This is a genomic window from Candidatus Poriferisodalis sp., assembly GCF_965198245.1.
Lineage (GTDB): Bacteria > Actinomycetota > Acidimicrobiia > Acidimicrobiales > Poriferisodalaceae > Poriferisodalis.
In genome coordinates this window covers 4,127,791-4,139,083 of the sequence record NZ_OZ240249.1, presented here as the reverse complement: position 1 = coordinate 4,139,083, position 11,293 = coordinate 4,127,791, and the positions used below count along the sequence as shown (strand labels likewise).

Sequence of the window (11,293 nt, the reverse complement as noted above, 5' to 3'; positions counted from 1 at the left end):
TGAAAGGAACGAACATGACGCCGACGTTGTACCGGGACACGGGCTACTCGCTCACGCATCTGGTCGAGGACATCAAGCACGGCAACATCGCGTTGCCGGACATCCAACGACCGTTCGTCTGGTCGGCAGCGAAGGCGCGGGACCTGTTCGACTCGCTCTACCGGGGGTACCCGGTCGGCACGCTGATGCTCTGGGAGACAGGCGCGGACGCCGGCACACGGCAGGTCGGTGGTGGCGAGAACGAGAAAGTGGCGGAGCTCCTCATTGTTGATGGGCAGCAACGGCTCACATCGCTCTACGCGATCCTGACCGGCCGACCGGTGCTGACCAAGACGTTTGAGGAGCGGCAGATCCGCGTTGCCTTCTGCCCCGAAGACGAGACCTTCGAGGTCACAGACGCCGCCATCGAACGAGATCCCCAGTTCATTCCCGACATCACGGCACCGTGGCGCGGCGGGTTCAAACAAACCGTTCGTAGCTTCCTCGCCCGCCTAGCGGACGACGAATCGAAGCACCTGACGGAAGAACAGAAGGACGAGCTCGAAGACCGCATCGACCGGGTGCGTGATCTCCAGAACTTCCGCTTCCAAGTGATTGAGCTCAACGCTTCGGCCGACGAGGAGCAGGTCGCCGAGGTCTTCGTTCGAACCAACTCTGAGGGCGTCAAGCTCAACCAAGCGGACTTCATCCTCACGCTCATGTCGGTCCACTGGGAGAAAGGCCGTCAACAGCTCGAGCTGTTCTGCAGAGACGCCGTTGATGTTGCGGTGAAGGGCCCCTCGCCGAGGAACGCGTTCATCGACCCAAGCCCCGATCAACTATTGCGGGCCGGCGTCGGCTTGGCGTTCCGCCGCGGCAGGCTGCAGCACGTCTACAGCATCCTGCGCGGCAAGGACCTTGAGACCGGCGACGTTTCGGCTGGTCGTCGGGCCGCACAGTTCGACGAGCTCCGACGCGCGCAGGACGACGTCCTCGACCTGACGAACTGGCACGAGTTCCTGAAGTGCCTCACCCACGCTGGCTTCCGAAGCCGTCGCATGGTCACCTCAGAAAACGCTCTCATCTACACCTACGTGCTCTGGCTCATCGGCAAGCGTGACTTCGGTCTCGACCTCAAGACGCTGCGAGGTGTCATCGCCAGGTGGTTCTTCATGGCACACACAACCGGCCGCTACACGTCCTCGCCGGAGAGCCAGATCGAGGCGGACCTCGGCCGGGTGGCCGCACTCGCGCACGGCGACGGCGCGGCCTTTTGCAGTGAGTTGGATCGCTTGGTCCGGGCGAACTTCACCGGTGACTACTGGGAGATCTCGCTGCCGAACCGCCTGGACACGTCGTCGGCGCGATCGCCTGTCCTCTTCGCTTACTGGGCCGCGCTCAACCTGCTCGACGCCGAGCTGCTCTTTAGCGACCTGAGGATCCGGGAGCTGCTTGATCCGAACGTCACGGCGCCAAGGTCGATCGAACGGCACCATCTCTTCCCGCGTGCGTACCTGAATGCGCAGGGGGTCACCACGACTCGCCAGGTGAACGCGATCGCCAACATGGCCTTCCTCGACTGGCCCGAGAACGCCACGATCAGTGCGGAAGACCCTCTGGAGTACTGGCCGGGCATGACCGCTGGTATGGAGGCGGAACGCCTACATCGACAGCGCTACTGGCATGCACTGCCCGTGGGGTGGGAACAGCTCGATTACCCGACGTTCCTTGAACGGCGTCGCGATCTGATCGCGCGGGTGGTGCATGACGGCTTCAATCGCCTATGGGACGAGGATCCGGGGGATGAGGTGTCGTCGACGCTCGCTGACCTGCTTGCCGTCGGTGAATCGCAGACGGTCGAGTACAAGTCGACTGCTCGGTGGAATCTCCACACGGAACAGGTCGACAAGAAGCTGGAGCACGTCATCACCAAGACGGTGTGCAGATTCTTGAACGCAGAGGGCGGGACGCTGCTGATCGGCGTCGATGATGGCGGTCAGGTGCTCGGTCTACAAGACGACATGGCCACGCTTGGCGGCAAGGCGTCTCGCGACGGCTACGAGCTCTTCCTGCGCCAGCGGTTGGACAACGACCTGTCGATCCCGACCGCAGGCGTTGTCAAGCTCGGTTTCGAGCGGGTCGACGATGCCGACGTTTGCGTTGCATCTGTGGCTGCGAGCGGTAAGCCGGTCTTTGCTCGCCCGAGGGATGGAGGACCCGCTCCGACCGAGTTCTGGGTACGGGTCGGCAACGCAACGAAGCAGCTGCATGGCGAGGACATGCTGGAGTACCAGTCTGGCCACTGGGCTTGAGGGCTGAAGTCTCCAGAACACGTCGAGGTCCTTCCTAGGATTTGAGACACTGAAGTCGCGATGGTGCTGCGGGTACGACGACAGGGCCGCCCAAGCTGGAAAGGGCATCGATGGTAAGAGCGCCATTCTCAATCCGAAGGAGTTCTGATCCAACTGCGCGAGAGCAGTTCGAGACACTCAGAGAAGGCGTACCCCGTGGCTTGAACCCCACCCTGTTGAAGTTCGTACAAGAACACCTCGGTGAGTCGACAGGGCTTGGTAGACCGCCCAAAGTCATCGACGATCACCGGTACCGGCTGTCGCGGATTGTCGACCAGCCCTTGCCCTATTGGCTTCGTGACCTTGTCGACGAAGCCAAGGACAACCCAAGTCTGCTTCTGAACGTCGTCGACTACGTAGTTCACTACTGCCAGTTGAAGCCGTCTCGATTGCCTCAGCTGCAAGTGGCTCTCGAAGAAGGACGCAGCGCGTACGTGGTGGGTGTCGACAGTGGAGGGCATCTCGAGCTACAGCACCGTCAGCCGCCCGAACTAACGGAGTTGATGAACGAGACCTTGAGCGGTCGAGACGAAGTGGCGCGGCAGTTGGCGGCTGCTTGGTCCGGTGCCTTTGGGCGCACTCCCGACTTGAAGGCAGCGTGTGACGCAGCCGTGGTAGCAGTCGAAGAGGCTGCCAAGCCGGTAGTAATCCCGAATGACCAACGAGCGACACTCGGGCTCATCATCAAGGCGCTTGAGGACAAGCCGGAAAAGTGGACGACCGTCACGGGTTCCGACCGAGACATCGATTCCGTGATCGGAATGCTGCGATTGGTGTGGACGGGGTTCACCCGGCACGGCGGTGACCCATCGCCGATCCCGCTTACCCCAGAATTGGCGCAGATGATCGTTCACACAGCGGTGCTGCTGGTGCACTGGTTCCAATCCGGAAGCGTGCGGCGAATGACTGCCTGATCCGTCAATCTCGTTTTAGCTTGGAACCACACCTCGTCTGAGCTAGACCGTCAACAACCGCCGTCAGCCTCGGCTCTAGGCTCGGGGCGCGACGCGGACCCGGAGGGGTGCATGGCTGGCCGTGATCTCAAGGAGCTGTTCCGCGCATTCCGCAACGCTGACGAGCTGGCGTTTCGCCGGGCGGCGAACACGATCATCGAAGAGGAAGAGGCGCGCCATCACGTTGCCCTCGCCCGCGACTTGCGCAAGATCCTTGCCAGCGGTGAGTCCATCGACATCGGCCAAGGCGATGTTCGGCTGTTGCCTCCGCCAACCGACCCCGATCAAGGTTGGGATCTTGCGACCCTCCAGCACCCGGAGCGCTACCTCGGCAACCTTGTCCTCCGCCCTGCGGTGCGGACCGTACTGACCGACCTTGCCAAGGAAGTCCCTGAATGGAGCAAGCTTGAGGGGCTCGGTGTGCCACGTCGCAACCGGGTCATCTTCTACGGTCCGCCTGGTTGCGGAAAGACGTCAGCCGCCGAGGCACTTGCGGCCGAGCTTGGCGTGCCGCTAGTCGTGGTTCGACTCGACGCAATCGTGTCGTCGTACCTCGGACAGACGGCGAGCAACCTCAGGCGGATATTCGAATACGCAAGCTCCGCGCCGTGGGTCGTGCTGTTCGACGAATTCGATGCGCTTGGTCGTGAACGGAGCGATCCCAGCGAACATGGCGAGATCAAGCGAGTCGTGAATTCGTTCCTCCAGCTGCTCGACTCGTACACGGGTCCTGGCATGCTGATTGCTGCGACAAACCACGAAGAGACACTTGACCGAGGATTGTGGCGGCGCTTCGACGAGGTGGTTGAGTTTCCGCTGCCGACGGTCAGGGAGATTCGATCGATCCTGCGGCGCGGCCTCAAGCACGTGAAGGCGGAGCCGCTGCCCATCGACGAGATGGGAACCGAGCTGCGCGGTCTGCCCCATGCAGCAGCCGAGGCAACTGCATGGACGGCGATAAGGATCGCAGTGAGAAGCAACCGGACGGCAGTGTCGGTCGACGATCTCACGGAGGCGGTCGCAGCGACGAAACGGCGTCGTTGGTAATTCGTGCCGAGACATCTTCCGTTGCCGCGGCCGCACGATGTCGGATCACGCCGTGCACAGCCGGCGGGAGCCGGCGACGTGCCGCGGCCCGAGCACCGCTCCCATGGCAAGAGACTCCAAGCGAGTCTCGAGGTAGCGCTCGCCCCACCACAAGTATCAGCGCGTGTAGGGGGAGTCGAACCGAGGCTGGTGTTCAAGATTCGCGCGACGTCACGACTTACTGATGGCGACCTCTGGAATAAAGGGCTCCAGCACCTCGGTGAATCTTCGGGCTGGGACTACTTCGTCCTGCCACACGACGAGAATGCGACCACCTTCCGGGAGGCAATTGAGACGTACCGGCGCAGTGCTCAAGGCAAGTCGGTCTTCGAGCTGATCGACGACATCGAGCCGTATGGCCCCGAGGATCGACGAGGTCCAGGCATCGAGTCAGGTCAGGCGCTCACGTTCCCGCTGCTGGTCGATGTTCATCTCTGGCCAGCTTCGACGGGCATGGAGGCAAGGGAGCGCCTCGCGGCTGTCCGGACCTTGCTGCGTGAACAAGAACTCGCGGCAGACGAGCAGCCCGCTTTTCTGCTGGTTCGTGCGTTGGTAGATGAAGCGACGCTGGATGAACTGCTCTTGGTTTCCGCAGTCGAACGTGTCCGCGTGCCGCCGAGCCCCTACCTGTCTCCCAGCGACTGGATAGGCCCATCAGCTCTGGACGCCGTCGAACAGCCGCCGTCGCGTTCCGGCGTTGTTGGCGTGATCGACGATGGAGTGTTGACCGGGCACCCGCTCCTCCAAGGACTTGTTGATGGCTTCGAGGTGCCGGCTGAACGCGCTTGGCAACCTCCCACACAGCACGGGACTATGGTCGCTGGTCTCGCGGCTTACGGGGACTTCGAGAGTGCTTTGGGCGGTGGAGCCCCGCTGCCTTCACCCATTCGGGTAGTTGCGGCCCGAGTAGTCGAGGATTCGACGAGAAATGGCGCGGCGACGTTCCCCACAGCGACACCGGAGCATCGGATCCTTGAGGCGGCGATTCGCGAAATTGTTCGGCGCGGTGCACGTGTGATCAATATTTCACTCGCAGACCGGTCGCGGTACGCAGGACCCCATGTGGATCACCGCACCGAGATGCTGGACCAGCTTGCGCGGGAACTGGATGCCGTCATTATCACGGCGTCAGGGAACGTAGGGGAAGCACTCCTTCCTGATGTCGAACATTTGCATTCCGGCCATCCGGATCACCTGCTGTCCGACGAATGCCGGGTGGCCGAACCCGCGATCGCCGCCAACTGCCTCACTGTCGGGAGCGTCGCACGGTCCAGTCAAGGTGCGCATCCCGACGGTGATACGCCGCCGCAGCTTCGAGCCGTTGCCGAAGTCGACCAGGTGTCACCGTTCTCACGTTCTGGGCCGGGCTTCCGCCCGAAAGGCTCCGTGAAACCGGACCTCGTGCACTACGGCGGCAATCTCGTAAGCCAGGCCAGGCTGTCGCAGCGAACGCTGTCCAACACGAATGTTGGAGTTGCTGCGATTTCACTCGGGTTTCCCGACCTGTTCCATGCGTCGAGCGGTACGTCGCTTGCGGCACCGCGCGTCGCCAGAATCGCCGCCGTCGTTCGTGACGAGTATCCGGAGGCCTCGGCAAATCTGACCAGAGCACTTGTCGGGCTCTCGGCACGAGTACCGACTCCACACAAGACGAGGAGCACCGCCAAGGCCGCAGAGGTCGCGAAACATCTAGGTCTTGTCGGTTACGGACTTCCAGATGAGCGACGCGCGGTCGAATCGCTTCAGCACAGGGTGGTGATGACCTTCGATGGAGACATTGAGACGGACACGAGCGTCATCCATCAGATTCCTGTGCCCGAGGAATTCGCCATTGGCAAGTCAGACCGGACTATCGCGATCGCCCTCGCCTACGATCCACCGACGCGTCGCTTTCGCCGCGAATATCTGGCAGGTCGTATGCGAATCGATCTGTACCGGGCATTCGACTTGGACGAGCTGCGAGCAATCATGGCGAGGCAGCCGACGAATGCCGACAAGTTGAACCTGCCGAGTGATCGGCGACGAGTGCAGCACTTGAAGCCATCCACGAACGCGGTCCGCTTCTCGACACTTCAAGTGCGACGGTGGCATGCGCCAGCTGCCACGTCCCTCGACCCGAACGATGGGGAGACCTACTACCTCGTTGTGACTCACGTCAGCGAACCTTGGTCTGAGCTAGCGGAGCCGGGATACGACCGGCAGCGTTACGGCCTTGCTGTGGAATTGGAGGACCGTGAACGGCAACAGATCAACATTCTCGAACGAGTTCGGGCACGCCTACGCGCCGTTGTCTGAGCCTCGATGTTGGTCGTCGGCCGCTTCCGGATGAAGCGAAACTCGAGACTTCACGAGTCATGAGGTGAAGCGCCCGGCGTCGCTACGATCCTCCGTTCGTGGAGCACACGTCGAATGAACCGTCGCCAAGTCCTGCTGAAACGCCGCCTGACTGCCCGCGCTGCGGTGCGGGAATGGTTCTGCGCACCGCTCGACGGGGGGCGAATCAGGGGAATCAGTTCTGGGGTTGCCCGACCTTCCCGAAATGCCGCGGCGTCGTCCCAGTTGCCGGCTCAGAAGCTGTCGCGAGCGGCGCCCAGGACCCCGTCGGGCCCGCAGCTGAGATTCCTGATGGCCAGCCGAAAGCGGCTGAATCGGATGCTTACGCTGAACCGGCGGCACCGGACACGAACGGCGACCGCAGCGTCAACGGACGACGTCGTTGGCGGGACAAGCTCGCCAAGGCCGCCATCGGCACGGTCAAGACGGTCGACAAGACCCGGCGATTCATGCTGGAGGCCGAGGAACCGGACGCATCGGGCCGTTGGACTCCCGAGCATCGCCGCAAGGTGCTTCGTTACGTCTACGAGCGGGACGGTCGTCGCTGTGGAGTGTGCGGTGCCGAGACACGTATCGAAGCCGCCCACGTGGAGCACATCGTCCCGAAGATATTCGCCTACTTCGACATCAGCACGGCCGGCAAGGCAGTGCAGGGCACCCGGTACAAGAGCCTGCTGCACAAGCTCGACAACCTCCAGGCGTCCCACACCTACTGCAACAAGAACAAGGGCAACACGTCGGACGTGACCCGCTGGCGGCACGCGACGATGCCCCCGCTCGCGGTAGCGCTCGCCGAGGACGGTGCCGAGTTCCGGGTGCCGCAGCAGCCTGTCCAGGGCCATTAGCTAGCAACGCTCTGTGCGGGATCACGTCACCCCTGCTGAATCTGGCTTCGTGGCCGTCACAGCCCGCCTCTACGGTTGAGGCATGGCCGACAAGTCAGCGATCGAGTGGACCGAGGCAACGTGGAACCCGACCACGGGTTGCGATCGCACCTCGCCGGGCTGTGACAACTGCTACGCGCTCACTTTGTCCAAGCGGCTCAAGGCCATGGGCTCGCTGAAGTACCAGAACGACGGTGACCCCAGGACGAGCGGACCTGGCTTCAAGCTGACCCTCCACCCCTCATCGCTCGATGTGCCGAAACGCTGGAACGCTCCCCGGCTCGTCTTCGTGAATTCGATGAGCGATCTCTTCCACGAGGACGTGCCCGTCGAATTCATCGGACAGGTCTTCGATGTGATCCGAGAGACGCCCCAGCACACCTACCAAGTGCTCACCAAGCGAGCGCAGCGTCTGAGCCGAATTGCAGATGAGCTGGACTGGCCGTCGAATCTGTGGATGGGTGTCAGTGTCGAGTCGCGTCGCTACACGTTCCGTATCAATCACCTTCGCAAGACTCCCGCCGTCGTGAAATTCGTCAGCGCCGAACCGTTGCTCGGCCCGCTCGGTGAGCTGGATCTCGCAGGCATTCACTGGGTGATCGCGGGTGGCGAGTCCGGTGCCAACGCTCGGCCCATGGAACTGGACTGGGTCACTGAGCTTCGAGACACCTGCACGTCTGCTGGCGCGGCGTTCTTCTTCAAGCAGTGGGGTGGCAGGACTCCCAAGGCCGGCGGCCGGGAACTCGAGGGCGAATACTGGGACCAACTTCCGCTCAAGGTGGCGAGCTAGCCCAGTGGCGGTTCCAACCGGAGTCCTTTGGGAGCGCGACCCCCATACGGCCGCGAAGCACACGCTGCTACGTCGCTACCTGGACGCGTGGTTTCCGATCATGGCCAGCACGTTCCGGGACGTTGGCATCACATTCTTGGACGGCTTCGCGGGGCCAGGCAAGTACACGAACACCAGCGAGAGCTCGCCGGCGATTGCGATGGAGCGGGCGATGCGGGGCGAGGTAACGAGCTTGGGCACCCGGACGCGTCTTGTCTTAATCGAAGAACATCGCGGACGTTCCGAGCACCTGCAGAGCCATCTTGACGCCCGCTTTCCGCAGTCGGTCAGGCCGCCCGGATTGGTCGCTCGCGTCCATCATGGCGAGTGCGTCGATCTCTACGAGCAGGCCATAGCAAGCGTGGGCGGATGGGTTGGACCCGTGTTTGCGAACCTCGATGGTTGGGGAGCGGACGTCGATTACAGGATCGTGGAGCGCATTGCCCAACAGCGCTCATCAGAGGTGCTCGTCACGTTTCAAGGTCAACACTTCGTCCGATTCGTCAATCTCGAGCACCAGACGGGCGAGCGTGTCTTCGGCAATAGCGATTGGCGAGGTGTCGGTGACCTGCCGACAGAGGAGAAGCGGCCATTTCTGCTCGACCTATATCGCCTAGCCCTCCGTGCTGCTGGTTTCGACCATGTGCTGACTTTCGAAATGCTCGATGAGGGAGGGCGCTCGCTGTACCAGTTCTTTGGCACGAACAGCGAAACGGCCGTGGAGAAGTTCAAGGACGGGCTGTGGGAGGTGGACGGCGTCTCTGGCCAGCGCTTCCGAGATCCACGTGATCCCAATCAGTTGGCGTTCGACATTCTCGAGCCCGATTTCGCACCTCTTGAGAACACCATCTTGGAGTTGCTCGACGAGCGTGAGCAAAGCATGGAAGAGCTTCGCCAACACGCCCTGCTCGAGACGATCTACAAGCAGGCCCACGTCAAGCCGAGAGTGGATGCGCTGGTGGCCGAGGGGAAAGTGGAGCAGGTGCGCACGGGTCGGTCGTACAGGGAACGCGTCTTCGCTCGAACCCAGCAGTTGTTCTGATTCCCCGCTGTCCAGGCGTGGCTGACAAGTCGGCGATCGAGTGGACCGAGGCGACGTGGAACCCGACCACGGGCTGCGATCGGGTGTCGCCGGGTTGCGACCGCTGCTATGCGCAGACCCTGGCCAAGAGGCTCAAGGCGATGGGGTCGCCGAAGTACCAGAACGACGGCGACCCGCCGACGAGCGGGCCGGGCTTCAGGCTCACCTTGCATCGGTCATCGCTCGATGTGCCTCGACGCTGGAGCGCACCCCGCCTCGTCTTCGTGGATTCGATGAACGATCTCTTCCATGACGATGTGCCGCCCGAGTTCATCGCGCAGGTCTTCGAGGTGATCCGCGAGACGCCCCAGCACACCTACCAGGTGCTCACCAAGCGAGCGCAGCGGCTGAACCGGATCGCAGGCGAGCTCGACTGGCCGTCGAACCTGTGGATGGGCGTGAGCGTCGAGACCCGCCGGTACGCCTTCCGCATCGATCACCTGCGCAAGGTGCCCGCGGCGGTGAGGTTCGTGAGCGCCGAGCCGTTGCTCGGCCCGCTCGGCGAGCTCGATCTTGTGGGCATCGGCTGGGTGATCGCCGGCGGCGAGTCCGGTGCCGGCGCCCGGCCCATGGAACTGGACTGGGTCACCGAGCTTCGCGACACCTGCATCTCGGCCGGCGTGGCGTTCTTCTTCAAGCAATGGGGAGGCCGGACGCCCAAGGCCGGTGGCCGGGAACTCGAGGGCGAGCTGTGGGATCAGCTGCCGGTGAGCACGGCAGGCTAGGTCGGTGGCTGTTCCAGCTGGAGTATCGGCGCGGACTGCGAACCCGCTGGTATGGGCAGATTCAGAATTGCGTTGCATGGGCCGCTGGAGTGCCAATATCGTGGGCATCGTAAGCTCCTCGTCGGCCTCTCGTTGAAGCTGCTTGGGGCAGAACTTGGGGGGCGACGCCAACCGCGGCGGCGCCCCCCGATTGTTTCCCGAGGAAACCTCTGCCATGCCCTCGCCGAGTGATCAGCGGTTCTGAGCTGACCGTAGGCAGCATGCGAGTGTCGGCCGAAGCGATTTCTTCGATACGGTGTCCACACCCCACCGGGGCGCGTAACCCCGGTCCAACGGCCCCGACTTCGGTCGGGGCTGTTTAGCGTTTAGGCCTCGAATGCCTGGGCGTCGTGCTTGGAGTTTGCTCGAGCAGCGCCAGGCGGCGGCATCGCTTGGATGGAATTATCGTAATAATGCGATAATTCCATCTGCCGACAACCGTGATGGAGCCGAGCCGTGGCCAGACGATCTCGCTGGGAGGATGTCAAGGCAGGCCGCGGCGAGCCTTCCTCGACAACTCGTGCCGCCGTCGAGCAGGACCTTGCCTTGGGCCAGCTCATCCACGACCTGCGGGTGCAGGCAGGCCTGAGCCAGCGCGAGCTGGCAGAGCGCATGGGAACTACCCAGTCAGTGATTTCGCGCCTCGAGGAGGGTGGCGGAGCACGCAACCGAATCGACACCCTCGTTGGCCTTGCCTCTGGGCTGAACCGACACCTCGTGCTGTCATTTCCCGAGGAGCCTCCCAGCCAACTCCGCGACGCAGTCCAAGTCGTCTGAAGCGACCGCCATCCACTACGCCCGCGCCGCGTCATGCCGCGGACAGGTAGCCGCCCGCGAAAACGTCTGGAGTTCGTGAGCTGCCGTGGCTTATGGTGCTTGTGCACTTCGACATCGGCGCATAGGCCCTGGGCCGAACGCCACGTCCTACGGTCGCCTTCGGGCGGCCGTAGTTGCGTACCGATAGCGGTACTCCTGCGGCCGTCGCGCTGGGCAAGAATCCATAGCGTTGGATCGGGCCGAGGCCTCTCCAAC

8 protein-coding genes and 1 pseudogene are annotated in these 11,293 nt (G+C 62.9%); all 9 read left to right on the top strand.

Translation table 11 applies throughout. From position 1 onward, the window contains the following. The first annotated feature begins 14 nt into the window (after positions 1-14). The 9 genes and pseudogenes from ACOCMM_RS18355 (at position 15) to ACOCMM_RS18315 (ending at position 11,038) form a co-directional block, all read left to right on the top strand. Positions 15-2,291: a GmrSD restriction endonuclease domain-containing protein gene (locus ACOCMM_RS18355; protein ID WP_419554578.1), complete on the top strand. Its 2,277-nt coding sequence runs from the start codon at positions 15-17 to the stop codon at positions 2,289-2,291. Positions 2,292-2,491: 200 nt separating this feature from the next. Further along, complete coding sequence (locus ACOCMM_RS18350) at positions 2,492-3,244, top strand: hypothetical protein (protein WP_419554577.1); 753 nt, start codon at positions 2,492-2,494, stop codon at positions 3,242-3,244. A gap of 111 nt (positions 3,245-3,355) precedes the next feature. Beyond that, on the top strand, positions 3,356-4,330 hold the full coding sequence (locus tag ACOCMM_RS18345; RefSeq protein WP_419554576.1) for an AAA family ATPase: 975 nt from the start codon (positions 3,356-3,358) through the stop codon (positions 4,328-4,330). A gap of 189 nt (positions 4,331-4,519) precedes the next feature. Beyond that, positions 4,520-6,664 (top strand): S8 family peptidase, encoded by a 2,145-nt coding sequence (locus tag ACOCMM_RS18340; protein ID WP_419554575.1) that lies wholly within the window; start codon positions 4,520-4,522, stop codon positions 6,662-6,664. 128 nt (positions 6,665-6,792) lie between these two features. Beyond that, positions 6,793-6,918: pseudogene (locus tag ACOCMM_RS18335) on the top strand (topoisomerase DNA-binding C4 zinc finger domain-containing protein); the annotation flags it as partial. Positions 6,919-7,630: 712 nt separating this feature from the next. Then, on the top strand, positions 7,631-8,377 hold the full coding sequence (locus tag ACOCMM_RS18330; RefSeq protein ID WP_419554574.1) for a DUF5131 family protein: 747 nt from the start codon (positions 7,631-7,633) through the stop codon (positions 8,375-8,377). A gap of 4 nt (positions 8,378-8,381) precedes the next feature. Continuing rightward, positions 8,382-9,458: a three-Cys-motif partner protein TcmP gene (tcmP, locus tag ACOCMM_RS18325; protein WP_419554573.1), complete on the top strand. Its 1,077-nt coding sequence runs from the start codon at positions 8,382-8,384 to the stop codon at positions 9,456-9,458. Positions 9,459-9,475: 17 nt separating this feature from the next. Further along, complete coding sequence (locus ACOCMM_RS18320; protein WP_419554572.1) at positions 9,476-10,222, top strand: DUF5131 family protein; 747 nt, start codon at positions 9,476-9,478, stop codon at positions 10,220-10,222. Positions 10,223-10,717: 495 nt separating this feature from the next. Continuing rightward, positions 10,718-11,038 carry a helix-turn-helix domain-containing protein gene (locus ACOCMM_RS18315; RefSeq protein WP_419554571.1) on the top strand — a complete coding sequence of 107 codons (321 nt, stop codon included), beginning with the start codon at positions 10,718-10,720 and terminating at the stop codon, positions 11,036-11,038. The last annotated feature ends 255 nt before the right edge of the window (positions 11,039-11,293 follow it).

Bases quoted from the DNA above. Each gene is read 5' to 3' on its own strand.
- ACOCMM_RS18330 (WP_419554574.1), top strand. From the start codon at position 7,631: ATGGCCGACAAGTCAGCGATCGAGTGGACCGAGGCAACGTGGAACCCG.
- ACOCMM_RS18355 (WP_419554578.1), top strand. From the start codon at position 15: ATGACGCCGACGTTGTACCGGGACACGGGCTACTCGCTCACGCATCTG.
- ACOCMM_RS18345 (WP_419554576.1), top strand. From the start codon at position 3,356: ATGGCTGGCCGTGATCTCAAGGAGCTGTTCCGCGCATTCCGCAACGCT.